The organism is Sphingobium sp. CFD-2 (assembly GCF_024611135.1).
In the GTDB taxonomy this organism is placed as follows: Bacteria; Pseudomonadota; Alphaproteobacteria; order Sphingomonadales; family Sphingomonadaceae; genus Sphingobium; species Sphingobium fuliginis.
On the sequence record NZ_CP084406.1, the window covers coordinates 696,932 to 719,929 of the forward strand.

Below are 22,998 nucleotides of genomic sequence, written 5' to 3' on the forward strand. Positions count from 1 at the left end.
CGGCCCATGCTGCAACATGGCATCGGCACCAGAATCCTGACGAAAAGGCCATCATGACGACGACTATTCCCGCCCTCATGCGCAGCGCCGCCGCGCGTCACGGGGACCGCCCGGCCCTGGTTTCGCAGACTGACGGGGCGATCAGCTATCGCGAACTCGACCGCCAGGCCGATCTGGTCGCCAAGGCCCTGATCGCGGACGGCGCCCGGCCGGGCGACCGGGCCGCCATCTGGGCGCCCAATATGTGGGAATGGGTCGCCATCGCCATCGGCATCCAGCGCGCCGCGGGCGTGATGGTGCCGCTCAACACACGCCTGAAGGGCGGCGAGGTGTCGGACATCGTGCGGCGGGGACAGATTGTCCGCCTGTTTTCCATCGGCAGTTTCCTGGGCCGCTATTATCCGGCCATGCTGAAGGACGAAGCGATGCCCGGCCTGCGCCGCCGCATCGTGTTGCGCGCCGAACCGCAGGAACTGGGCGAAGGCGAAATCGGTTTCGAGGATTTCGTCGCGCTGGCCGCAAACAGCAGCGACGCGCAGCTTGCCGAGCGCGAGGCGATGGTGAAGCCCGACACGCTGGCGGACCTCATGTTCACGTCCGGCACGACGGGAGCGCCCAAGGGCGCGCTTTTCGATCATCGCCGGTCGCTGGGCGGCGGTCAGGCATGGGTCGACATCGCCCGGCAGACGGCGGACGACCGCTATGCCGCCTTCGGTCCCTTCTCGCACAACGCATCCTACAAGGCGGGCTGGGTCGCATCGCTGATCGCGGGCAGCACGCTCTATTGGCCCGAAGCCTATGATCCGGCAAGCGTGCTCGACCTGGTGGCGAAGAACCGGATCACCGTTATGCCCGCGCCGCCGACCGTGTTCCAGGAAATGCTCGCCTTTCCCAACTGGCGCGATTGGGACATTTCGAGCTGGCGCTTCATGTCGACGGGATCGACCGTCGTGCCGATCGAACTGATGAAACGGCTCCAGGCCGAAACCCCGATCCAGGAGATCAGCACCGGCTATGGCATGACCGAATGCTGCGGCTCCGCGACGCACACCCGGCCGGGCGATCCCATGGAACGCATCGCCTATACGGTCGGCACGGCGATCCCCGGCACCGAAATCCGCGTCGCCGGGCCGGATGGCCGCTCGCTGGGGGTGGGAGAGCCGGGCGAAGTGCTGATCCGCGACGACAAGCTGCTGATCGAATATCTCGACAATCCGGAGGCGACCCGCGCCACGCTCGACGCCGATGGCTGGCTGCATTCGGGCGATGTCGGCTGTCTGGATGCGGACGGGTATCTGAAGCTCACCGACCGGCTGAAGGACATGTATATCGTCGGCGGATTCAACGTCTATCCGGCGGAGATCGAGAAGCAGATGACGGGCCTGCCGGGCATCCACCAGTCCGCCATCATCGGCGTGCCCGACCAGCGGCTGGGCGAAGTGGGCCATGCCTTCATCGTCCGGGCCGCCGGTTCCTCCATCACGGCGGAGGAGGTGATCGGCTGGGCGAAGGCCAATCTCGCCAATTACAAGATTCCTCGCGGCGTCACCTTCCTCGACGCGCTGCCGATGAATTCGACAGGGAAAGTGATCAAGTTCGCGCTGAAGGAACTGTATAAAAGCGCGTGACCGGGAAGAAGGGCGTCAGCGCCGCGCGCCCCGTCATTTCTGGCGAACCGTCAGCTCAGGCCTCCGCCGGTCCCGATTTTTCGAACTGGCGGAGAAAATCGAACAGCCCGGGCGGGGTTGGCTTTTTCCCCGGATCGTACCAGGGCAGCAAGTTCTTGAGCAGTTGTGGGAAAAATACCCTGAGCTGGAAATTGTTGAGCGCCTTGATGTCGCGATCAAGCGCGGCTTGTTCGGCAGGCGTCATGCTTTTCTTGTCCTGTTCGATCAGGTAGGAAAACATGCGGTCCATGAAACCCCGCAAATGAACCATGGCATAGAGGCAGCCATAGACACGGTAGAAATAGCCGTTCCAGATCCTGCCCCACAGGCCGCGGCTGTAAATCCGGTGATAGATCTGGAAGCAGACCTCCCGATGTTCGAACTCTTCGGCCATATGCCATTTCCAGAATGCCACGGCATTGGGGTCGGCGCCTTCGATCAGCGCATCCATCCGCTCGAACCAGATGCCGCCCTGCACCGCGCCCAGCGATTCGAAGCCGTCGGCATAGGCGAGCATGAATTTGAGCGAGCGGTTCTTCAGGAAAGCGTCCAGATCGTCGGCCAGCTTCTTCTCGAACTCGGCCAGCCGGGGATAGCCTTGCGCCGCGATCACCTTGTTGAACTTCTGATGCTGGCGGTAATGCTGCGATTCCTGGCCGATGAAGGCGGCCATGTCCTCGCGCAGTTGCTCCGAACCGGCGGGCAGGCGCTCCATCGCGATGTTCAGCACCTTGATCAGCCAGGGTTCGACCGGGGCGGGAATGATCGAGGTCGCGTTCTGAAACTGGGCGAAGGCGATATTGGGTGCCCAATGCGCGCGCACCTTTGAAAAATCGATACGTGGATAGCGTATGACGATGCCCACTGGCTCCCCCTCCATCTTTCGTTGTCATCAAGGATACGCCATCGTACCACCGGCCCGTTCTCCCGTCATGACTGCCCGGGAGTCCGATCATGACTGTGATGCATCCGCCCATGGATATTCGGCCAGGGGATGGAAGCATTATGAATCGGCCGATCATTGAGGAGAGGCCCTTTGACCCCCACCCCCTTCCGCATCGACGTGCCGCAGTCTGTGCTCGATCATATCCGGCACCGGCTGGCGGACAGTCGCATCGGCTATATGCCCGACGATCCCGACCAGTGGAAATATGGCATGGATGCGCGCTATCTGGCCGAGCTGGTCGATTATTGGCGTTCGGCATATGACTGGCGCGCGGAGGAGGAGAAGCTCAACCGCTGGCCGCAGTTCATGGTCGAGATCGACGGCATCCCCATTCATTTCTATCATGTGCGGGACAGTGACACGCACAGGCCGCCGATCCTGCTGACGCATGGATGGCCGGGATCGGTGGTGGAGTTCCAGGAGGCGATCCCGCTGCTGGTGGAGGCGGGCTTTTCCGTCGTCGTGCCGTCGCTGCCCGGCTATGGCTGGTCGGGCCGGCCGCCGCGGCCGATCGGTCCCGCCCGCGTCGCCGCCTTGTGGCGCGCCTTGATGGTGAACGTGCTGGGCTATCCGCGCTTCTTCGCGCAGGGGGGCGACTGGGGATCGGCGGTGACGACGCAGTTGGGCATCAGCCACGCCGATGTCGTGGCGGCGATCCATCTCAATTTCTTCATGGCGCCGCCGCCGCATGCCGATGCCGATGCGGAACTGCTCGACTATTGGGCGCAGGTCCGCACGGTGATGGAGGCGGAAAGCGGCTATCATCACGAACAGGCCACCAAACCGCAGACCATCGGCTTGGCGCTGCATGACAATCCAGTCGGCTGGGCGGCCTGGGTGGTCGAGAAATTCTGGCGCTGGGGCGACACCAAGGGCAATATAGAGAGCCGGTTCAGCAAGGACCATCTGATCACGAACCTCATGTCCTATCTGGTCACCGACAATGTGATGTCGTCGATCTGGATGTATTACGGCCTGAACGGCGACGCGCTGGCGGCCGGGCCGGTGACAGTGCCCACCGCGCTCGCCCATTTTCCCGGCGAATTCTATCCCATGCCCAGCCGCGCCCTGGCCGAGCGGCAATATCATGTGGTCCGCATGACGAAGATGGACGCGGGCGGGCATTTCGCCGCGATGGAGGAACCCCAGGCGTTCGCCCGCGACGTCATCGCATTTTTCGAGAGCCAGATATGACGCTGGAACCGAATGGCGTGCTGCTGGCCGAGGAAGCCGGCGAAGGCATAATGTTGCTGACGATGAACCGGCCGGCGCAACGCAATGCGATCGATCCCGCGCTGCTTGACGCCATGAACGCGGCATTCGATGCTTTCGTGCAGGACGACCGCTGGCGGGTGGGCGTGTTGACGGGCGCGCCGCCGGCCTTCTGCGCCGGGCTGGACCTTAAGACCTTCTCTGCTCCTGATGCGCCGCGCCAGAGCGTGACGGCGCTGATCCAGCGCGTACCGCGCCTGGGCAAGCCCATGATCGCCGCGGTCGGCGGTGCGGCCTATACTGGCGGGCTTGAGCTGGCGCTGGGTTGCGACTTCATTCTGGCCAGCGAGAATGCCCGGTTTGCCGATACGCATGCGAAGATCGGCGCATTGTCCGGCAGCGGCATGGGGTCGCGCCTGCCCCACGCCGTGGGCGCGCGCTTCGCCCGCCAGATGATATTGAGTTGCCAGCCGGTCGATGCCGCCACGGCCTTGCGCGTGGGCCTGGCCAATGAGCTTCTGCCGGCTGAGCAATTGCTGCCCAGAGCCATCGAGATCGCCGGGGCGATCGCCGCGCACGATCCCGGCCTGATCCGCATGTCCAAGAGCGTGATCGATCGCGGAACGGAAGGCACGCTGGCCGACGCGCTGGCGATCGAGACGGAAGCGCTGCAAAAGCGCAAGGCCATGGGCGCCATGGCGTGGAGCAGCGCGACGCCCGGCTGAAAGAAAGGGGAGCGAACCTCAGGTCCGCTCCCCTTCCCTTACCCCTTATCCGATCAGATGCCCCAGAGTTGGGCCGCCGTTTCGCCCAGCACCTTGCGCGCGGCGGGCTCGCCCACCGTATCGAAGATGCGCTTCATGATGGCGTCGCTGCTGCCCATCACGCCTTCCGGATGCGGATAGTCGGTCGACCACATCACCCGGCCATCCCCGATGCGCGTGATATTCTCCATCGCGACATCGTCTTCCATGAAGGTGGTGTAGCAGTGGTTATGCCAGTACCAGCTCGGCTTCTGCGCCAGCTTGGGCCGCAATTCGGTCGCATAGTCGCGTGCGACCTTGTCGGCATTTTCCAGCGTGCCGGGCACCCAGCTCGCGCCGCCTTCGGTGAAGACGACGCGCAGGCCGGGGAAACGGTCGAACAGGCCGGAGAAAACCAGCTGTCCGAACAGCCCGGTGAAGGGCATCAGATTGGCGTTCAGGTTCGCGCCCAATGAGCCCCGGCCGCTATATTGGAGATAGGCGCCGATATGGAAGGAGACGGGAAAGCCGCTTTCCTGGATCGCTTCCCAGAACGGGTCCATATCCTTGCTGTTGTAGCGCACGCCCTTGGGACTGACGGGAATGTCGATCGCCTTGTAGCCGAGCTGCTTCAGCTTCTGGAGATAATCCTTCGTTCGTTCCGGCCACAGGAAGGTGGGCAGCAGCGCGACGGGGAACAGCCGGTCGGGCGCCGCTTCCTTCCATTCCGCGGCCCATTCATTGCAGACATCGACGCAGCGATACCAGAATTCCTTGTCCGGCATGCGGATCAGGCTGTTGAGGCGGCCATGATAGATGATGGCGGCGTCAATGCCCTCCGCGTCCATGTCCGCCAGGCGCTTGTCGACATCCCAAAAGCCCTCGCGCCCTTCGGGGAAGGTCGGCGGCAGGCCGGGGACGTCATAATTCTGCCCGTCGACTTCGAGATGGAAGCCCGTCTCGTCCTTCCAATATTTAGGCGCGCGATCTTTGTCCGCGCCCTTCAGCCGGTTTTCCCACAGCCCCGGTTCCTCGATCAGATGATCGTCGCTGGAAATGACGCGCATGCCGGCGGGCCTCTCCCACGATCGGGCCGGCATGACGCGGTCCTTGGGCCACGGGGTCGCGGTGAAACTATTCATCCTTTTCCATTCCTTCTTGGGGATCTCGTCCGACACGGGGCTGCCGTCCGCCACCCCCGTCTTGCTCGCCCTTATAGCATGGCCGAAGCAATAGGCGCCGTTATGGGCGGGTTCCGGGCGATGTCATCAGACTTCTGATGAGTTGTCGAAAGTCCATTCAAGATCATTGTTCAATGATATTGAATAGTTTTTTCGAAAATTGCCCGATTATAGGGGCAATGGGTAAGGTTTAACATGAGCGCACTGGTCCGCCGTTATGGCCCGGCCGCATGCGCGAGGAGAGAATGATGCTGAAAGAAGACGAGGTTCAGGAAAGGGCCGGGCTCAAGGTCCGCGCGCTCAGCCCCGGTTTCGGTGCGGAGATCATCGGCGTCGATCTGTCGCGCCCGCTGGACGACAACATGGCAAACGCAATCCGCGACATATGGATCGAGGCCGGACTGCTGCTGTTCCGCGATCCCGATGCCGATGACGAAGCGCAGATGCGGCTGAGCCGTCTGTTCGGGGAGATGGAGCCGGCTGCGACCGCCGATATGAACGATCCCAATAACCAGTTCATGATGACGCTGAAATATGACCCGGCGGACGACAAGCCCCGCTTCCAGACCGATTATCATTTCGGCGGGCATGACCGGGCGGGCTATATCCCGTGGCATTGGGACCAGAGCTTCATGCCGACGATCGTGCGCGGCGCGGTGCTCCGCATGGAGAAGCCGGCGACGCAGCTTGGCCGAACCGGGTTCATCGATGCGATCGAAGCCTATGAGCGGCTGTCGCCCGGAATGAAGGAGAAGATCGACGGCATGGAGGTCGTCTATCATTTCGTGACGGACTTCATGCAGTGCAAATATGGCGTCCCGGCCGATCTCCGTGCCTTGGCGCGCGACACGCCTTCTGGTGGAACGAAATATGATTTCCCGCCCGTCGTCCACCCGATGGTCATCACCCAGCGGGAGACCGGGCGCAAGGCGCTGAAGATTTCACCGCTGCAGGCGCAGTATATTCTGGGCATGGATCGGGCCGAAAGCGATTCGCTGCTCGCCGAACTGGCGGCGCATCTGACCGACGAGCGACATGCCTATTTCCACGACTGGCAGAAGAACGACATGCTGGTGTGGGATAATTGGCGGATGATTCACCATGCGGAGGGCGTGCCGTTGAACGTCCCACGCAGCGCCCGACGCACCACGATCATGGGCGACTATGCGGTGGGCCGCTATCTCGATCCCACGCTCGACCGCAACCGGGCCGTCAAGCGGATCGTGGATTGACAATCAGGGAAGCGCCTTGTCACCGCCTTCGGGCCGTGACGGGGCGCCTTTGGCCTATCGTCCCGAAAAATGCGGCGGCCGCTTTTCCATGAAAGCGGCGGTCGCCTCGCTATAATCCTCGGTCATCGTGCCCAGTATCTGCGCCCGGTTTTCTGCCTGGATCGCGGCTTCATAGCTGTTGGCATCCAGATTGGCCCACATCAGCGCCTTGGTATGGGCGACCGAATAGGGGCTGTTTGCCAGAACGGAGCGCGCATAGGCGATGGCGTCGTCGATCAACGACCGCGGATCGGACAGCGATCGCACAAGGCCGATGCGCTCGGCTTCCTCCGCCTCGATCGCGCGGCCGGTCAGCAATATGTCGAAGGCTCGCGCCGCGCCGATCATGCGCGGCAGCAGATAGGAGATGCCGCTTTCGCCGCCGGTCAGCCCGATCCGCACCGCCGCCACCAGAAATTTCGCTGCGGGGGTCGCGATCCGTACATCGGCGCTGAGCGCGATCGCCATGCCCGCACCCACAGCCGGGCCATTGACCGCCGCGATCACCAGTTTCGGCATGGACCGGATGCGTCCGCCCATGCCGGCGAACTGTTGTTGCCAGTGAAGTTTCTCGATGACGCCGCTGCTGCCCGTCTGGTTACGCTGGTTGGTCGCCGCGAGATCCTGCCCTGAACAGAAGCCTCGCCCCGCGCCGGTGACGATGACGGCCCGGCAGGCGGCGTCGGCCGCCAGTTCGTCCATCAGCCCGTTGAAGCGGGCGACCGTCTCCCGAAGCAGGGCGTTCATGCGCGCGGGCCGATTGAGCGTTACGAGCGCGATTCCCTGGCCGTCCGTCAGCCGTTCGACGACAATATCCTCGGCCATCATCCTCTCCCCAACATGGCCATGACGGTGCCGCCGCCGTCGACCCGCTGGCAAGCCATGGCCATGGTCTCTACACATATGCGTAGAAATGGGATGCGGCTGTTCCCATCGCCCGCTTTCGCGCAGGAATGGGGCATGAGCCCGCACCCGCCCCCTGACGCCGCCGGTACATCCCAATTGCATCTGATCGCGCAAGAATGGAGGCGCGCCTGGCGTCCCGGCGTTGCGGCGCTGTTCGCAGGATCGCTGGGCTATTCCCTCTATTCTGCGGTTTCCAGCCTGTTCGTGGAACCCTTGCAGCAGCAGTTCGGCTGGTCGCGCGGGGACATCGCCTTCGTCCACAGCTTCGGCCTGATCATCGCTTTCATCGCGCCGGTCATCGGCCGGATGACGGATCGTCACGGCGTCAGACCGATATTGTCGGCGGGCCTGCTGCTGACCGCCATCGGTTATGGGCTGCTCGCTTCCATGGGCGGATCGCTCGGCTATTTCTACGCGGTGCATTTCGGCTTTGCGCTCGTCGGCATGGCGACGACCGGCATCACCGTCACGCGCATCCTGAGCGGCGCGTTCGAGCGGACGCGGGGGACCGCGCTCGCCATAGGCCGGTCGGGGCTGGCGGTCGCGGGTGCGTTGATGCCGATGGCGCTATATCCGATGATCCTGCGCTTCGGATCGTCGGGCGGCTATCTGCTGCTTGCCGCCTTCATCCTGTTGATCGCGCTGCCTCTCATCTGGTTCTGGGTGCCCTCACGCACTGCGGAGCTGCGGTCCGGACGCACCGCGCTGCCCCGTGCTGACAGCGCGCTGTCGCTGCTGGCCAATGGCAAGGTCCGCATCCTCATCGCGGCGTCCGTTCTCAACTATGTGCCGGTGGTGGCGTTGCTCTCCCAGATGAAGCCGCTTGGCGTGGAAAAGGGGCTCGATGCCGTCGCCGCCGTGGGCGCGGTATCGATGATGGGCGCGGCTGCCGCCATGGGCGCATTGCTCAGCGGTGTCCTGGTCGATCGCTTCTGGGCGCCCGCAATTGCCTTCATCCTGAATTTCGCGCCTGCGGTCGGTTGCCTGCTGCTGCTCCAGCACGATGTACCGCCCGCGCTTTTCTATGGCGCGGTGCTGATGATCGGCCTTGGCCAGGGGGCGGAGATCGATATCGTCGCCTTCATGATCGCGCGCTATTTCGGGCTGCGCAGCTATGCCACCATCTACAGCCTGTCGACGCTGGGCATCGCGCTTGGCGTCGCGGTAGGCGCCAGCCTGATCGGCATGGCCTATGATCGTTTCGGCAGTTACGACATTGCCCTGCTGGCTTGTTCAAGCAGCTTCTTTCTCGCCGCCTTGTTCTACCTGATGATGGGGCGTTATCCGAAGGGCGGCCAACCGGACTAGAGCCATCGACATTCAGAAGATGACGAGCCGAAAATGGTGGTTTTCCGTGACCCGGCGCGCAGCGTACTCAAAGTACGTGAGCACCGGAAGCACGGAAAAGCGTCATTCGCAGGCCGTCAGGGCTGAATGTCGATTGGCTCTAAGCTCGCCTCAAGTCCGGAGGCGGCGCATCAGGCATTCCTGGGCGGTCGACGCGATCAGACGGCCATCGCGGTCGAAAATCCGCCCCGTCGTGAGGCCCAGGCCATCACCTGCCGACGGGCTGGACGTATGATGCAGCATCCATGCCTCGCAGCGGGCAGGGCGGTGGAACCACATCGCATGATCCATGCTGGTGATCAGGAATTCGCCGCTGTTGGTGGGCAGGAAATGCGGAATCGCCGCGGCGCCGCCCAGCCAGTAATCGCTGGCGAAGGCGAGCAGACACTGCTGCAACCGGCTGTCCTCCACAGTGGCGGCGCCGGACTGGCGGAACCAGAATGATCGCGCCGCTTCGGTCGGCCGTGCGAGGAAATAGTCTTCCGGCGCGATCGGGCGCATCTCTATCGCCAGGGCGGCGGCGAAGTTGTGCGTCACCGCCTGTTCCAACTCCGCCGCCCGTTCGCGCACGAAATGCTGGATCGGCGCGACCCGCTCGGGCGGCGGCACGACAGGCATCGCTGCGTTCTGATGGACGAATCCCTCCTCTGGCGCATGGAATTCGGCCATCATCGTGAAGATCGCCCGCCCATCCTGACAGGCGGTGATCTGACGGTTCGCGAAGCGACGGCTGTCGCGCAGGCGCGCAACCTGATAGTCGAGCCGCCGATCCGTGCGCCCGGCGGCCAGGAAATAGGCGTGGAAAGAGCTTGCGGGCAGCGCTTCCACCGTCTTCATCCCTGCCAGCAAGGCCTGGGCCAGCAATCGCCCGCCGAACACCGACCCGATGTGATTGTGCGCTCCGGCCGATCCGGTGAACCGGTCCGGTCCCGTTTGCGTGACATCGAGGATGTCGGAAATAGCATCCCGCGTCGGCAGGGGTCTATCGTCATGGAACGGCCCATCCGCCGCGATCATGCATCGAGTCCCAGAGCGCGCCGCACCGACAGGACCGTATCCATCTCGTCCAGACCGCTCAACGGCAGGTCATATTCCGAGCGGTCGTCGATCTCGCTGATATGGGCCGCGATGTCGTCGCAGCTCGGCGCGTCCGGGCCGGGGCTGTACCAGCCCCGCGTCAGGCCGACGAACAGCCGCGAATATTTGCCGCCCAGCACCGAATACATATGCTGGGAGGAGGTGCAGTCCCGGCTGGCCATATAGCAGGCCAGGGCGGCGACGAATTCCGGCTTCATCCCTTCGATGAAATGACGGGTCCGGGCGCCTGCGGCCTTGAGGAAAGCGATGTCCGGGCGCTGCTCGACAGGGGTGCCGCCCAGCCGCCCGCCCTGCGCATTGGGGAAGAGCGTATTGACGACGATCCCTGCGGGAGCCTCCTGCGCGATGACGTTCATCAGGCCGATCAGCGCCGTCTTGGCAGCCCCATAATTGGCGCGATAGGGGTTGCCGAATACGCCCGATTGCGAACTGACCAGCACGATCCGGCCATAGCCCTGCTCCATCATGGCGCGATAGGCGGGCTGGCATATGTTGAACGCGCCCTTCACATGAACGGCCAGCACGGATTCGATGTCCTCCCCGGTCAGTGCGCCGAAAGCTCCGTTCCGCTGATTGCCGGCATTGGAGATGACGATGTCGACCCGGCCGAAGGCGGCCATCGCGGCATCGACGACGGCCTGTCCTCCCGTCTCGGTCGCCACCGTGTCGTAATTGGCGATGGCGCGGGCGCCCAGATTCCTGAGTTCTTCCACGACGGCATCGGCATAGCCGGTCGATCCGCCCTGCCCCGTCGGATCTCCACCCAGGTCATTGGCGACCACAGCCGCACCTCTGCGCGCCAGTTCCCGGCAGAAGGCCGAACCAAGCGCGCCGCCCGCACCCGTCACCACAGCCACTTGCCCGTTGAAATCGATCGCCATCCGCGCCTCCATCAGGCGCCGACCATGGCGGCAGCCCGGCCGGCCGCCAAGCCGGGCGATGGAATTTCGGCCATGTGATGAATGGCGGCGCCGTAACTCAAAGCTGTTTGGGTTCGCTCGCCTTGAAAAGCATGCGCGCCAGAACGCTTTCCTCGACGTCCGGGTCCGGTCCGCCCTCGGGAAAGAACCAGTCGCCCAGCAGGACCGATCCGGCCAGCATGCCGAATCCATAGCGGACCATCAGTTCCGGCGGCACGTCGAATTCCAGCCCCGCCTGCTCATATTGCGATCGCATGCGGGCGACGGCGCGCGTGAAATAGTCGTCCAGACCATGAATGGCCGCCGCATCCACGTCCCCCCTGGACTTGACCATCGCCAGCAACAGATCGGCATGGTCGCGCAGAAAGGGATACAGCGCCTGGACGAAGCGCATGCTGCGTTCCTCACGGTCGGGCGGCAGCGTGTCGCTGTAGTCCAGGAATTCGCGGAAACGGGCATTGAACGGCTCGGTCACCGCTTCGGTGAACAAAGCCTCCTTGCTGCCGAAATTGTTGAAGATCAAAGGCTCCGCCACCTCCGCGCGGGCAGCGATATGGCGCGTCGTCGCGCCGGCAAAGCCCCGCTCCGCGAAGACCGCGCGGGCAGCGTCGAGAATGAGCGCCCGAATTTCCGCCGTCGACCGCCGGGCGCGGCGACGAGGAACGGCAACGTCCTGGGGGCGATCGGAAATATCATGCATGCGTCACTAGGCCATTGTCCTGTCTTCATCGATGCTATAAATAGCACATACTATTTATCTACGCGACTCCATTGCGTGGCGATTCTGAAAGGAGAGGCATGAGCAGTCAATTCGACGTGGTGATCCGCGGTGGCACGATCGTGGACGGCACCGGCGCCCAGCCCTATGTCGCGGATGTCGGCGTGAAGGACGGCGTGATCGCTGAAATCGGCAGGATCGAGGCTTCGGCTCCGGAGGAAATCGATGCGCGCGGCCTGACGGTGACGCCCGGCTTCGTCGATGTCCACACCCATTATGACGGCCAGATCACCTGGGAAAACCGCATGGCTCCTTCGTCCAATCACGGCGTCACCACCGTCGTCATGGGCAATTGCGGCGTCGGCTTCGCGCCGGTGCGGGACGGCGATCATCAATTGATGATCAAGCTGATGGAGGGGGTCGAGGATATTCCCGAAGTCGTCATGGCCGAAGGCGTGCCGTTCAACTGGAACAGCTTCCCCGACTATCTCGACGCGCTGGACCAGCGCGTGTCCGACGTCGATTTCGCCGCGCAAATCCCCCACAGCCCCTTGCGCGTCTTCGTCATGGGTGAGCGTGGCGCCAATCTGGAGCCTCCAACGCTGGAGGATCTGGTCGAAATGCGCCGCTGCGTCAGCGAGGCAGTGAAGGCCGGTGCGCTGGGCGTCGCCAGTTCGCGCAATCTGTTCCACCGTTTCCGTTCCGGCGAACTCGCGCCTTCGGTCACGACGGAACTGGACGAGGTATTGGCCCTGGCCGAGGGCCTGAAGGATGCGGGCGCTGGCACGTTCCAGTGCAACCCCAATCTCGACAATGATGCCGAGGTGGAACTGAAGATTTTCCGCACCATCGCCCAGCAGGCGGGCGTTCCCGTGACATTCAGCCTGATCGCCATGCCGACGCGGCCGGACAATTGGGGCCGCTATGTCGAAGGCGTGCGCCAGGCGGCGGCTGATGGCCTGACCATCCGTTGCCAGTTCATGCCGCGTCCGATGGGCGTCATGTACGGGCTGGAGCTCAGCTACCACCCCTTCTCGCTCAACCCCAGCTTCCGCCCGCTCGCCCAACTGCCGCTGGAGGAAAAGGTGGCGCAGATGCGCGATCCGGAACTGCGCGCGCGCCTGATCGCGGAGGAGCCGGACGATCCGAACCCCGCCTTCGTCGGGCTGATCAAGTCGATCAAAGCGCTGTTCCGCATCAGCGATCCGGCCGATTACAATTTCGCGGCCGAGGACAGCATCCAGGCGGAAGCGGCGCGTCGCGGCGTCGATCCGCGCGAAATGATCTACGACGCGCTGCTGGAGGATGACGGCCGGGCGATCCTCTGTTCCTATTCGTCCGACGTGCCTGAATATCTCGCCCAGAGCCGCGACCTCATCGGGCAGGACAATATGATCGTCGCGCTGGGCGATGGCGGGGCGCATTACGGCATGATCTGCGACGCGGCCTATACCACCTATCTGCTGACCGGGCGGCTGGGCCGGGACGGTCTGGACCTGCCGACCGCGATCAAGGCGTTGACCAGCCAGCCCGCAAACTCCGTGGGCCTGTGCGATCGCGGCGTGCTGGGCGTGGGTTATAAGGCGGACATCAATGTCCTCGACATCCCCAACATGATCCTGCACCGGCCGCAGGTGATCGCGGACCTGCCGGCGGGCGGCAAGCGCCTGTCGCAAAAGTCGAAGGGCTATGTCGCGACCCTCGTCAGCGGCGCCGTGACCTACCGCAATGGCGAAGCGACCGACGCGCTTCCGGGCCGGCTGGTGCGCGGCGTCCGTGGCGCTCCGGCAGCCGCGCAGGTGAGGCAGCATGAAGTCGCCTGATAGGGCGTGTCCGCGCGGATAAGGGGCGCGCGGGCCTCCTGAAGACCGGCACGGTCCTATCCGTGCCGGTCTTTTTCATGGCGGAACAGCGGCCGCAGCAATGCGACCGCTGAGGCGATCCGTTTTCCCGTCTCCTGTTCGGAGCATTGCAGCAGACCGTCATGGCCGCCGGTCACGAGCGCGCCGAATTGCCGCGCCAGCAAAGCCGGATCATGGCTGGCAAGTCGCCCCTCCCGCGCCAGCCCCTCCAGCCAGACGACGAGCGGCGCGGCCACGTCGCGGCTCTCGAGCAATATCTGCTCCGCCAGTTCGGGAAATCGAGGCGCTTCGAAAATGACCAGGCGAAGGAAGCGGTCGGCGGCAGGGTCGGCGGTCGCTTCGGCAATCGCGACGGCAAAATCGGCCAGCACATCGTCCGGCTCACGCCCCTCTGTCGCGACCGCCGCGAAACGATAGGCCGGGACGCGGCAGGCATAGCTGCATATCGCACGGAACAACGTCGGCTTGTCGGGGTAGCGGGCGTAGAGCGTCGTCTTGCTGATGCGGGCGCGGCGCGCCACCTCCGCCATCGTTACGCCGGCAAAGCCATGCTGTTCGAACAGTGCCGCAGCGACCTCCATGACGGCCTGCTCGCGCGCCTGGGTCTCGTCCGCCGTGGGACGCCCCCGCCGCCGTCGGGCCTGGTGCCCAATCATCATATTCCTGATCCCCTTCCCGCTTGCGCGGGCTGCTTTTTAATTGGACACATAGGTTCAATTAAATCAAGGCGAAGGGGCAAGGCAATGGCGGATACGCTCAAGGTGGGGATCATCAGCGCCAACTGGAGCCTCAAGGTCCACGGCGCGGCCTGGCGGCGGATCGAGGGCGTGGAAGTCGCCGCCATCTGCACCTCTCGCCAGGAAACGGCGGAAAGGGCGGCGCGGGAATATGACATTCCCAAAGCCTATTGGAACCATGAGGAGATGTCGGCCGATCCGGACCTGCACATCATCGATGTCGGCACACGGCCATCCTTCCGTTTTCCTATGGTCATGGCGGCGCTGAAGAACGGCAAGCATGTCTATGACGCCCTGCCCTTCGCGGTCAGCCTTTCCGATGCCGAAGCGATGCGCGACGCGCAGCGGGCCGCTGGCGTCGTCGGCGTCGTGGACGCGCAATTCCGCTGGTCGCCGCATGCGCAGAAGATGAAGCGCATGATCGATGAAGGCTTCATCGGCCGCCCGCTGGGCTTCAATGTCCAGCTCATGCTGCCGCTGATCGTCGCCAACGACAAGGCCTATGCCTATTGCGCCTATTCGGAACATACCGACCCCTATTATTGGCTGGCGGAAAAGAGCAGCGGCGGCAGCGCGTGGCGGAATTTCGCCACCCATTCGCTGCTGTTCCTGACGCATCTGATCGGCCCGGTGGCGGAGGCGACCGGCATGTTGACGACCGGCGTGCCCGAATGGTTCCTGCCCAATGGCGAAGTGCTCCGGCCGGAGACGCACGATCTGGGCAGCGCGGTGCTGCGCATGGAGAATGGCGCCATCGGCAGCCTGCAGGCGGGCTGGTGCGTGCCCGACACCGAAGGCTGGCGGGTGGAGGTCTGGGGCGACAGGGGCCGGCTGCTGCTGGTCGACGACAGCTTCGGCAATTTCCCCTCGGCAAAGCTCTATGCCGGCGATGCGCGGTTGTTGACCTATGGCCAGCGCACCTGCGAAGAGGTGACGGTGGACGACTATTATGCCGTTCCCGGCGTCGCGGGCGCCACGGCGGAGCCTCGTCCCTTCGCCGCGATGGACTGGATGTTCCGGCATATGGTCGATGCCATCCGCAACGGGACGGAAGGATCGCCCAGCTTCACCGAGGCGGCAGCCGTGCATCGGGTGGTCGAGGCGGTCGAGCGCGCCAATGCTGAGAGGCGCTGGATCGCCATGATGGACATGGGCTGAACCGGCGCGATCCAATAAACGAAACGATCCGCCTGCCCGGCCAGGGGATATTTGCAGGGAGAGAAGCATATGCTGAGAGTGCATAAGCGCATTGATGTCACTACGGCCGCCCCAAAATTGGGAGACGGGATCGAAATGGCCGTCACGCTGACATTGCCCGATCCGTCCGCGATGCCGGACCGGCCCGTCGCGATCTTCGCCTGTCCGGGCGGCGGATATTCGCGCCATTATTTCATGATGCGCTTCGAGGGTCATGAAGGCTATGACGAGGCGGAATGGCAAGCGCGGCACGGCCTGATCCATGTCGCCATTGACCATGTGGGCGTCGGGGAAAGCAGCATCCCGGACCTCTCCAGCATCGATTTCCAGACGATGGCGGCGACCCATGACGCCTGCGTACGGCAGGTTGCCGCTTCCCTGCGCGACGGCACGGCGGCGGAGGGTTTTCCCGGCTTGCCGTCGCTCTTTCTGGTGGGCATGGGGCAGTCCATGGGCGGCGGTGTCAGCATATTGACGCAGGGCCGCTTCGCCACCTTCGACGCGATTGCGCCTTTCGGCGTCAGCGCGATCCACACCGCCTTGCCCCAGCGCGACAAGGCCGCTTTCGAACATGGCATGCGCCGCTTCGACAAGGTGGCGAGTGGGGAAGTCACAAGCCATCTGGACCACGACCATGAGGGGGTCGATTATGTCTACCCCTTCCACTGGGAAGATGTGCCCGCCGACATATTGGAAGAGGATATGAAGGGCGGATACCCGATCCGGCAGACCGCTCCGATATTCGGCAGCCTCACCATCCCGCATTGCGCGGTGCGGATGATGCTGCCCGGCGTCTTCGCGGAAGATGCGGCGCGTGTCGCGGTGCCGGTGCTGGTCGGGGATGGCGAGCGGGATACCTGCCCCGAGCCTTATCGCGAGCCGTCGGCCTATTCCACTTCCCGCGACGTCTCCCTCTTCATCGTGCCGCGCATGGCGCACATGCACAATTTCGCTTCCACCCGCGCCATATTGTGGCAGCGCCTCAATGACTGGTCGCGCATGGTCGCCGCTGCGGAAGACGGCCTGCACTGAAACATGCGATAGGCCCCGGCATCCCCCTGCGCCGGGGATGCCGGAAGAATATCCTACCAGCGCCTGCGCATCTGGAGCCCCAGATTGCGCTTGCGCAGGGCAGCCTCCCGCTCGTCCGGCGTCACCTTCGGCGTGTCGGCGGGCAGGTGGCTGGCGATTTCGGAAAGCGGCACTTTCCTGATCGTCGGCATCGGATAGCTGTCCGCGCCATGCCAGCGCCCCACCAGCATGCCCCGCCTGTGACCGCCGCTGTCGAGCCAATTGGCGACGCCCGGGTCTTCCAACGCGATCACGGCGCGGAACTTGCCGTCGCGGTCCAGCTTCGCCTGCATCGCGTTCAGGCTGCTCTGGCGATAGCCGAACTCTATCTGGTTCCAGAGTTCGTCGTTAAGCTGCACATTCCAATATTTGCAGTTCTCCGGCAATTCCGTCTCGATGATCAGCGCCTCGCCCGGCTGATAGTCATAGATGCACCGGAAATATTTTTGCGGCCATTCGCCGCTGTTTCCCAGATCTTCGAAGCCCGACAATTCCATGACGTTCAGGCCAAGATCATGGATGACCTTGTTCTGATAGCCGATGCAGATGCGCGAGAAACGCTCGACGAAACCGCCCATGATCGCGTCGAGCCGCGCCGCGATCTGTTCCTGCGTCAGACGGGGTTTCAGCGGCGGTTTGTCCAGCCGTTCGATGGCGAAGCGCGCATCCACGTCGACGCCCCAGTCATAGGCGAACTGGCGGATCATGATGTCGCCCGCCTGAGGATCGAGATAACGCCAGTCGCCAGTCCAGTCCTTTGGCCTTTCCGCGCTGAATATCACCTCGAAATAGCCGTCCTTGCCCAGCGTCAGGCCATCGGCATCATAATTGTTGAAGCCGGGTTTGGGGTCTTGCGTGCCGAACATGCCGCCGCCGACGGCGAAACCCATCACCTTGTTGGTGCCGCGATAGCCGCTGATCTTGTAGACGCCGTCGCCGCTGACCGGCGCGATATGATAAATGGCGTCAGGATTGGGTTGCAGCAGGAAGATGCTGTTTTCGAACGGCATCCAGTCGGGATGTTCAGGCGTGGACTGGAAATACCAGACATAGGATTGCGCGATGTTCATCACCAGTTGGCGATAAAGCTCGGCGCGGATCTGGCCATCCTCGGGAAAGCCGGTCATGGCGTTGAGCGCCCCTGCCGGTTTCAACAGGTCGGCATAGGCGCTCCAGTCCCTGAGCGCGGCGGCAGGCGCGGCGCTGCTGTTCATGGCCGCGCCCGATGCGGATGCCGGCAGCAGGCCGCCGACCGTTGTGCAGAGCGCGGCGCCCAGAAGGCCCCGGCGTGACAGTGCAAAGTCCTTCGCGTCCTCATCCGGCACTCTCCTTCTCCATATCGTCATTTCCTCGGGCGGCCGGGCGCCGCCCGACGGGCTGATGTCAGCTTCCGTGCCTGCGTCCGCCCGACACTTCGATCCCGCGCCCGGTGATCATCGATGCCTCATCGCTCGACAGGAAGAGCACCGCATTGGCGATTTCGCGGGGATCGACCGCGCGGCGGATCACCTGATTCTCGCCCGCAATCTCCGCCTGCTCCTCGGCGGTGAACATGGATGCGATCTGCGGCGTCGCGGTCAACCCCGGAAGCACGCTGTTCACGCGGATATTGTCGTCCGCATAGGCGCAGCTCGCATGATGGCTGAGATGGATGACCCCCGCCTTGGCCGCGGCATAGGAACAGGGCGCGGACGGCGTGTAGAGCCGCGCCGCCATGGACGCGGTATTGACGATGGTGCCGCCACCATTGGCCTTCATCATCGGGATTTCATATTTCATCGCCAGGAAGGTGCTGGTCAGCGAAATGCTGATCGTCCAGTTCCAATCCTCCAGGCTCATCTCCTCGATGCTGCCGGGGCGCGACATGCCGATATTGTTGAAGGCGTGGGCGATAGGACCATGCGCCTCGTTGGCGGCGGCGATCGCGGCCTTCACCGACGCCTCGTCCGTGGCGTCGGTGGCGACGAACAGGGCGGTGCCGCCCTTGGCCCGGATGGCGTCGCGCACGGCTTCGCCCCTGGCCGGGTCCAGTTCGGCAATCGCCACCTTCGCGCCTTCCTCGGCAAAGGCATGCGCCGTCGCTTCACCGATGCCCGATCCGGCGCCGGTGATGAAAACCGATCGCCCCTCGAAACGCCGCCTGTCGCCCATCCTGAATCTCCTGCCGATTGTTTATCCGTCAATGTGCCGGCCGGTCGGTCAGGCGGTCGATGTCCTGCCCGTCCATGTCCGCCCAGAAACGCGCCCAACTGTCGAAATCCTGGGGAAGATCAGGCGGATTGTCATGCCCGGCCCAACCGGTGAAGGGGGCCGCCGGTCGTTCCTGCCAATCGGCCGAATACCAGTGCTTTTCCCGTCGCCGGACGAAAAACCACTCGCCATCCCGCCGTTCATAGCTGTCGAAATAGGCGATCGCCATGACCACCCATTTGCCCTGGTCCTCATGCTCGGCGCGGCAATAGACCACGCCATGCGCATGATCGGCATCGTCAAATTCGACCCGGTGCCCGCAAATCTGGTGGACGGACCGATAGAAAGTCCTGACCGCGGGCGTGATGATGGATTTGAGCACATCGCGCCCGCTGCCGCGCGCCCCACAATAGACATCAGGGATGAACAGATCGACCCAGGCGTCCATATCCCGGCTGTCCACCGCAATCGCGTAACGGATCGGAAGCTGCTGGATCGCCGCCAGCGATTCCAGCCGGTCGATCCGCGCCTCCAGTTCGTTCATGCCAGCCGCTCCAGATTGGCGGGGTCGAATGGCAGGAAGGGTTCGTCCCGCTTCGCCTTGCCGAACCAGTCCGGGTCGTTGAGGATCGCCCGGCCGACACCGACCAGATCGAACTCGCCCTTTTCGAACCGTTCGATCAGCAGCGGCAGATTGTTCACCGACTGCTGGCTGTCGTCGATATGCCTGGCCTTGCCCTTGGCCTTGTCCAGCGCGACGCCGCCCACGGTCATGGACGCCTTGCCGGTCAGCTTCTTCGCCCAGCCCGCCAGATTGAGCGGCGATCCGTCGAAAATCGGCGTGTCGAAATAGCGCTGGCTGGCATCGAACAGGTCGACCCCCGCATCGGCCAGCGGCCCGAGCAACGCGCCAAGGCCATCCGGCGTATCCGCCAGCATGGCGCGGTAATCCTGCATCTTGAATTGGGAAAAGCGCAGCACGATCGGCATATCCTCGCCAATCTCCGCCCGGATCGCCTTCACCACCGCCACGCCGAAGGCGGCGCGTTCGCCCCATCGGTCTTCGCGCCGGTTGGTATAGTCCCACAGGAAGCTGTCGATCAGATAGCCATGCGCGCCATGGATGGCGATGCCGTCCACGCCCAGCGCCACCGCATTGCGCGCCGCCTGGCGGTAGGCGGCGATGATGTCGGCAATATCGCTTTCGCTCATCGGCGGCACAGGCGCCAAGCTCTCCACCCGTCCCTCCTCGCGGAAGGAGATGATGCCGTCCGGCGGACCCCAGATGCCCGACGGCCGCATCGGATTGCCGGTGCCGGTGCCGGCATATTCGACATTCCACATCGGCCCCTGATGCCAGAGCTGGGGAATGATCCGCCCGCCCGCATCATGCACGACATCGACCAGCTTGCGCCAGCCGGCCAGGGCCTCGACCCCGTCGATGCGCGGTATGTCCGGATGATCGGCCGCCGCATAATGGGGCAACGCAACTCCCTCGGTCAGGATCGCGCCCAGGCCCGTTGCGGCGCGGCGGCCATAATAGCTCGCCACGTCATCGGTCGGCACGCCCAGCGGCGAGCGGTAACGGGTCATTGGCGCCATCACCACCCGGTTCGGCAGGGTCAGGCCACGCAGAGTTAGAGGGCTGAGCAGAGGATCGATCAGGCTCATCATTCCCCCCTGAACAGGGGTTTGCGCTTCTCGATGAAGGCGGCCCGCTTTTCGGCGGTGTCGGCGGTCGACTGACTCATGAAGATGGCGCGGTTCTCCATTTCGATCGCCGCTTCCAGGCTGGGCGCGTCGGCGTTGAACTGGAGCGAGCTTTTGGTGAGGGCGATGCCGATCGGGCTGTTGACCATCACCGCCTCCGCCAGCTTGAGCGCCTCCTCCATCAGCGCATCGTCGTCGACGCAGCGCAGGATGAGGCCGATCCGTTCGGCTTCCTCGGCCATCACGGCGCGGCCCGTCAACACCAGCTCGGCGGCGCGCTGCAATCCGACCAGGCGCGGCAGCAGGTAGGAAAAGCCCATTTCATGGCCCGTCCCCGCATTGTGGAAGGCGTTGACGAACTTGGCGGAGCGCGCCGCGATAGTCATGTCGGCGGCGATTGCGATCGGATAGCCTGCGCCCGCCGTCACGCCGTTCACCGCGCAGATCACAGGCTGCGGCAGGGCGCGCATCAGCAGCGGAATCTGGCCCAGCTTGGCCATGACGCGCTGCTGGAACTGCGCCCTGCCCAACCCTTCGGCCACCCAATCGGGCTTGCCCGCGCCGCGAATGTCATGACCCGCGCAGAAGCCGCGCCCCGCGCCCGTCAGCAGAACGACCCGCACGTCATGATCATAGCGCACGGCCTCCAGATGGCCGATCAGTTCGGCATACATGGCATAGGTCAGTGAATTGAGCGCATCGGGCCGGTTCAGCGTCAGTCGGCAGACGCCCTCTACCGGCATGTCGCGCAAGATGTCGCCCATCTGGCTCCCGTCCTTTTCTTTCATTCCGCGTGGCTGTGGACCATAGTCGACCAAAAGACGGGGGTCGCGGAACCCCTGACAGCCTTCCGCGCAGAGCATATCATGGTTGTGAACAGGCGTGCCCCGATCTTGTCATCATGCCTGCCGATGGCATGGGAAAAGGGTATTTCAGCAAGGTGATCCATGGCCAGACTGCCCCTTGAAAAGATCCGCGTGCTTGACCTGACCCGCGTGCTGGCGGGGCCGTTCGGATCGCAGGTGCTGGCTGACATGGGCGCCGACGTGATCAAGATCGAACGGCCGGTCGTGGGCGACGACGCCCGCATCTTCGGGGAGCCTTATCTGCGCGATGCGGAAGGCAGGCCGACGCGGGAAAACGCCTTCTACATGTCGGTCAACCGCAACAAGCGGTCGGTCGCGCTCAACATCGCCAGCGCCAGGGGGCAGGAACTGGTCCGCGAACTGGTCAAGTCCTGCGACGTGGTGATGGAGAATTACAAGGTCGGCGATCTCAAGCGCTACGGTCTCGACTATGAAAGCCTGAAGGCCGTCAATCCCCGCATCATCTATTGCTCGGTCACCGGCTATGGCCAGGACGGCCCGCTGGCGACCAAGCCCGGCTATGACGCGGTGTTTCAGGGCGAATGCGGCCTGATGAGCGTGACCGGCGTGCCGGAGGGCAAGCCGGGCGCCGGACCGATGAAGGTCGGCCCCAGCATCATCGACCTGTTCACCGGGCTGAACGTCGCCAATGCCATATTGGCCGCCCTCTATCATCGCGACGCGGCGGGCGGCGAGGGTCAGTATATCGACATCGCCCTGCTCGATTGCGGCGTGTCGGCGCTGTCCCATTATGCGCAAATCTACCTGACGTCAGGCGAAGTGCCGGTCCGGCGGGGCACGCAGGGTAATGGCGGCATGCCGACCAGCATGTTCCCGTGCAGCGACGGCGCGATCATGATCACGTCGGGCAACGACAAGCAATATATCGCGCTGTGCGACGCGGTCGGCCATCCTGAATTGAAGAACGATCCGCGCTTCTATACCAATGTCGAGCGGGTGAAGAATCGCGACGAGATCACCGAGGTGTTCAACGCGATCTTCCAGACGAACAGCGTCGATTACTGGCTGGAGAAGCTCGGGGCCGCCGGCATCCCCAGCGGGCCGATCAACGATCTGGAGCAGGTGTTCGCCTATCCGCAGGCGTTGCATCGGGGCCTGCGCGTGCGCGCTCCGCATCCGCTGAAGCCCGATCTGGACGTGATCCGCAGCCCGCTGAACTTCTCGGAAACGCCGATCACCGACTATCGCGCCCCGCCGATGCTGGGGGAACATACGCGCGACGTGCTGGCGCAGGAACTGGGGCTGGACGCGGCGGCGCTTGACGGGCTGGCCGAAGACGGGATCATCTGAAACAGATCGCGCGCGGGCCCATTTTTGAACGGGCCCCCCGCCCAG

General features: G+C 63.9%; 21 protein-coding genes. 9 read left to right on the forward strand and 12 right to left on the reverse strand.

Annotation, left to right across the window (positions count from 1 at the left end):
• Positions 1 to 53: 53 nt before the first annotated feature.
• Positions 54 to 1,628, forward strand: coding sequence for an AMP-binding protein (locus tag LDB29_RS23450; protein ID WP_025551339.1), 1,575 nt, complete (start codon positions 54 to 56; stop codon positions 1,626 to 1,628).
• A 55-nt stretch (positions 1,629 to 1,683) separates the two neighbouring features.
• Here LDB29_RS23450 and LDB29_RS23455 read toward each other — a convergent pair whose 3' ends face one another.
• Positions 1,684 to 2,532, reverse strand: coding sequence for a metal-dependent hydrolase (locus LDB29_RS23455; RefSeq protein ID WP_025551337.1), 849 nt, complete (start codon positions 2,530 to 2,532; stop codon positions 1,684 to 1,686).
• A gap of 171 nt (positions 2,533 to 2,703) precedes the next feature.
• Between LDB29_RS23455 and LDB29_RS23460 the strand changes: the two genes are divergently transcribed.
• Together LDB29_RS23460 and LDB29_RS23465 are read left to right on the forward strand one after the other, a co-directional pair.
• Positions 2,704 to 3,807, forward strand: coding sequence for an epoxide hydrolase family protein (locus LDB29_RS23460; protein ID WP_025551335.1), 1,104 nt, complete (start codon positions 2,704 to 2,706; stop codon positions 3,805 to 3,807).
• Positions 3,804 to 4,550 carry an enoyl-CoA hydratase-related protein gene (locus tag LDB29_RS23465; protein ID WP_025551333.1) on the forward strand — a complete coding sequence of 249 codons (747 nt, stop codon included), beginning with the start codon at positions 3,804 to 3,806 and terminating at the stop codon, positions 4,548 to 4,550. The genes LDB29_RS23460 and LDB29_RS23465 overlap by 4 nt, the downstream gene beginning before the upstream one ends.
• A 53-nt stretch (positions 4,551 to 4,603) precedes the next feature.
• On the opposite strand, the gene LDB29_RS23470 is transcribed toward LDB29_RS23465, so the two are convergent.
• The gene (locus LDB29_RS23470; RefSeq protein WP_025551331.1) at positions 4,604 to 5,710 is read right to left on the reverse strand and encodes an amidohydrolase family protein; all 1,107 of its coding nucleotides are present in this window, start codon (positions 5,708 to 5,710) and stop codon (positions 4,604 to 4,606) included.
• Between the two features lie 284 nt (positions 5,711 to 5,994).
• Between LDB29_RS23470 and LDB29_RS23475 the strand changes: the two genes are divergently transcribed.
• Complete coding sequence (locus LDB29_RS23475) at positions 5,995 to 6,981, forward strand: TauD/TfdA family dioxygenase (protein ID WP_226870230.1); 987 nt, start codon at positions 5,995 to 5,997, stop codon at positions 6,979 to 6,981.
• A 54-nt stretch (positions 6,982 to 7,035) separates the two neighbouring features.
• Here LDB29_RS23475 and LDB29_RS23480 read toward each other — a convergent pair whose 3' ends face one another.
• Positions 7,036 to 7,845, reverse strand: a complete 810-nt coding sequence (locus LDB29_RS23480) for an enoyl-CoA hydratase/isomerase family protein (protein ID WP_025551327.1) — start codon at positions 7,843 to 7,845, stop codon at positions 7,036 to 7,038.
• Between the two features lie 135 nt (positions 7,846 to 7,980).
• Between LDB29_RS23480 and LDB29_RS23485 the strand changes: the two genes are divergently transcribed.
• Positions 7,981 to 9,234 (forward strand): MFS transporter, encoded by a 1,254-nt coding sequence (locus LDB29_RS23485; protein ID WP_037483849.1) that lies wholly within the window; start codon positions 7,981 to 7,983, stop codon positions 9,232 to 9,234.
• A gap of 150 nt (positions 9,235 to 9,384) precedes the next feature.
• Here LDB29_RS23485 and LDB29_RS23490 read toward each other — a convergent pair whose 3' ends face one another.
• The 3 genes from LDB29_RS23490 to LDB29_RS23500 form a co-directional block, all read right to left on the reverse strand.
• Positions 9,385 to 10,290: an acyl-CoA thioesterase II gene (locus LDB29_RS23490; RefSeq protein ID WP_025552031.1), complete on the reverse strand. Its 906-nt coding sequence runs from the start codon at positions 10,288 to 10,290 to the stop codon at positions 9,385 to 9,387.
• A complete protein-coding gene (locus LDB29_RS23495; RefSeq protein ID WP_025552033.1) occupies positions 10,287 to 11,252 on the reverse strand; it encodes an SDR family NAD(P)-dependent oxidoreductase in 966 nt (321 codons plus the stop codon). Before LDB29_RS23495 ends, LDB29_RS23490 begins: the two co-directional genes overlap by 4 nt.
• A 97-nt stretch (positions 11,253 to 11,349) precedes the next feature.
• A complete protein-coding gene (locus tag LDB29_RS23500) occupies positions 11,350 to 11,991 on the reverse strand; it encodes a TetR/AcrR family transcriptional regulator (RefSeq protein ID WP_025552035.1) in 642 nt (213 codons plus the stop codon).
• A 98-nt stretch (positions 11,992 to 12,089) separates the two neighbouring features.
• Here LDB29_RS23500 and LDB29_RS23505 point away from each other — a divergent pair, with 98 nt between their 5' ends.
• Positions 12,090 to 13,832 carry an amidohydrolase family protein gene (locus tag LDB29_RS23505; protein WP_044660676.1) on the forward strand — a complete coding sequence of 581 codons (1,743 nt, stop codon included), beginning with the start codon at positions 12,090 to 12,092 and terminating at the stop codon, positions 13,830 to 13,832.
• Between the two features lie 56 nt (positions 13,833 to 13,888).
• Here LDB29_RS23505 and LDB29_RS23510 read toward each other — a convergent pair whose 3' ends face one another.
• On the reverse strand, positions 13,889 to 14,530 hold the full coding sequence (locus tag LDB29_RS23510; protein ID WP_025552037.1) for a TetR/AcrR family transcriptional regulator: 642 nt from the start codon (positions 14,528 to 14,530) through the stop codon (positions 13,889 to 13,891).
• A gap of 84 nt (positions 14,531 to 14,614) precedes the next feature.
• On the opposite strand from LDB29_RS23510, the gene LDB29_RS23515 reads away from it, so the two are divergent.
• Positions 14,615 to 15,766 carry a Gfo/Idh/MocA family protein gene (locus LDB29_RS23515; protein WP_025552039.1) on the forward strand — a complete coding sequence of 384 codons (1,152 nt, stop codon included), beginning with the start codon at positions 14,615 to 14,617 and terminating at the stop codon, positions 15,764 to 15,766.
• 135 nt (positions 15,767 to 15,901) lie between these two features.
• Positions 15,902 to 16,837: a hypothetical protein gene (locus LDB29_RS23520; RefSeq protein WP_229742578.1), complete on the forward strand. Its 936-nt coding sequence runs from the start codon at positions 15,902 to 15,904 to the stop codon at positions 16,835 to 16,837.
• 53 nt (positions 16,838 to 16,890) lie between these two features.
• On the opposite strand, the gene LDB29_RS23525 is transcribed toward LDB29_RS23520, so the two are convergent.
• From LDB29_RS23525 to LDB29_RS23545, 5 genes are read right to left on the reverse strand one after another with little or no spacing between them, the layout of a single operon-like run.
• Complete coding sequence (locus LDB29_RS23525) at positions 16,891 to 18,201, reverse strand: DUF1214 domain-containing protein (protein WP_229742576.1); 1,311 nt, start codon at positions 18,199 to 18,201, stop codon at positions 16,891 to 16,893.
• Between the two features lie 58 nt (positions 18,202 to 18,259).
• Entirely contained in the window at positions 18,260 to 19,027 is a 768-nt protein-coding gene (locus LDB29_RS23530; protein WP_044660677.1) for an SDR family NAD(P)-dependent oxidoreductase, read from the reverse strand.
• 28 nt (positions 19,028 to 19,055) lie between these two features.
• On the reverse strand, positions 19,056 to 19,610 hold the full coding sequence (locus LDB29_RS23535) for a nuclear transport factor 2 family protein (protein ID WP_025548373.1): 555 nt from the start codon (positions 19,608 to 19,610) through the stop codon (positions 19,056 to 19,058).
• The gene (locus tag LDB29_RS23540; RefSeq protein ID WP_025548375.1) at positions 19,607 to 20,737 is read right to left on the reverse strand and encodes an NADH:flavin oxidoreductase; all 1,131 of its coding nucleotides are present in this window, start codon (positions 20,735 to 20,737) and stop codon (positions 19,607 to 19,609) included. The genes LDB29_RS23535 and LDB29_RS23540 overlap by 4 nt, the downstream gene beginning before the upstream one ends.
• Positions 20,737 to 21,540, reverse strand: a complete 804-nt coding sequence (locus tag LDB29_RS23545; protein WP_025548377.1) for an enoyl-CoA hydratase/isomerase family protein — start codon at positions 21,538 to 21,540, stop codon at positions 20,737 to 20,739. The genes LDB29_RS23540 and LDB29_RS23545 overlap by 1 nt, the downstream gene beginning before the upstream one ends.
• A 183-nt stretch (positions 21,541 to 21,723) precedes the next feature.
• Between LDB29_RS23545 and LDB29_RS23550 the strand changes: the two genes are divergently transcribed.
• Positions 21,724 to 22,953, forward strand: coding sequence for a CaiB/BaiF CoA-transferase family protein (locus LDB29_RS23550; protein ID WP_025548378.1), 1,230 nt, complete (start codon positions 21,724 to 21,726; stop codon positions 22,951 to 22,953).
• The last annotated feature ends 45 nt before the right edge of the window (positions 22,954 to 22,998 follow it).

Bases quoted from the DNA above. Each gene is read 5' to 3' on its own strand.
- LDB29_RS23450 (WP_025551339.1), top strand. From the start codon at position 54: ATGACGACGACTATTCCCGCCCTCATGCGCAGCGCCGCCGCGCGTCAC.
- LDB29_RS23465 (WP_025551333.1), top strand. From the start codon at position 3,804: ATGACGCTGGAACCGAATGGCGTGCTGCTGGCCGAGGAAGCCGGCGAA.
- LDB29_RS23470 (WP_025551331.1), bottom strand. From the start codon at position 5,710: ATGAATAGTTTCACCGCGACCCCGTGGCCCAAGGACCGCGTCATGCCG.
- LDB29_RS23475 (WP_226870230.1), top strand. From the start codon at position 5,995: ATGATGCTGAAAGAAGACGAGGTTCAGGAAAGGGCCGGGCTCAAGGTC.
- LDB29_RS23480 (WP_025551327.1), bottom strand. From the start codon at position 7,845: ATGGCCGAGGATATTGTCGTCGAACGGCTGACGGACGGCCAGGGAATC.
- LDB29_RS23485 (WP_037483849.1), top strand. From the start codon at position 7,981: ATGAGCCCGCACCCGCCCCCTGACGCCGCCGGTACATCCCAATTGCAT.
- LDB29_RS23490 (WP_025552031.1), bottom strand. From the start codon at position 10,290: ATGATCGCGGCGGATGGGCCGTTCCATGACGATAGACCCCTGCCGACG.
- LDB29_RS23495 (WP_025552033.1), bottom strand. From the start codon at position 11,252: ATGGCGATCGATTTCAACGGGCAAGTGGCTGTGGTGACGGGTGCGGGC.
- LDB29_RS23500 (WP_025552035.1), bottom strand. From the start codon at position 11,991: ATGCATGATATTTCCGATCGCCCCCAGGACGTTGCCGTTCCTCGTCGC.
- LDB29_RS23505 (WP_044660676.1), top strand. From the start codon at position 12,090: ATGAGCAGTCAATTCGACGTGGTGATCCGCGGTGGCACGATCGTGGAC.
- LDB29_RS23510 (WP_025552037.1), bottom strand. From the start codon at position 14,530: ATGATGATTGGGCACCAGGCCCGACGGCGGCGGGGGCGTCCCACGGCG.
- LDB29_RS23515 (WP_025552039.1), top strand. From the start codon at position 14,615: ATGGCGGATACGCTCAAGGTGGGGATCATCAGCGCCAACTGGAGCCTC.
- LDB29_RS23520 (WP_229742578.1), top strand. From the start codon at position 15,902: ATGGCCGTCACGCTGACATTGCCCGATCCGTCCGCGATGCCGGACCGG.
- LDB29_RS23530 (WP_044660677.1), bottom strand. From the start codon at position 19,027: ATGGGCGACAGGCGGCGTTTCGAGGGGCGATCGGTTTTCATCACCGGC.
- LDB29_RS23535 (WP_025548373.1), bottom strand. From the start codon at position 19,610: ATGAACGAACTGGAGGCGCGGATCGACCGGCTGGAATCGCTGGCGGCG.
- LDB29_RS23540 (WP_025548375.1), bottom strand. From the start codon at position 20,737: ATGAGCCTGATCGATCCTCTGCTCAGCCCTCTAACTCTGCGTGGCCTG.
- LDB29_RS23545 (WP_025548377.1), bottom strand. From the start codon at position 21,540: ATGGGCGACATCTTGCGCGACATGCCGGTAGAGGGCGTCTGCCGACTG.
- LDB29_RS23550 (WP_025548378.1), top strand. From the start codon at position 21,724: ATGGCCAGACTGCCCCTTGAAAAGATCCGCGTGCTTGACCTGACCCGC.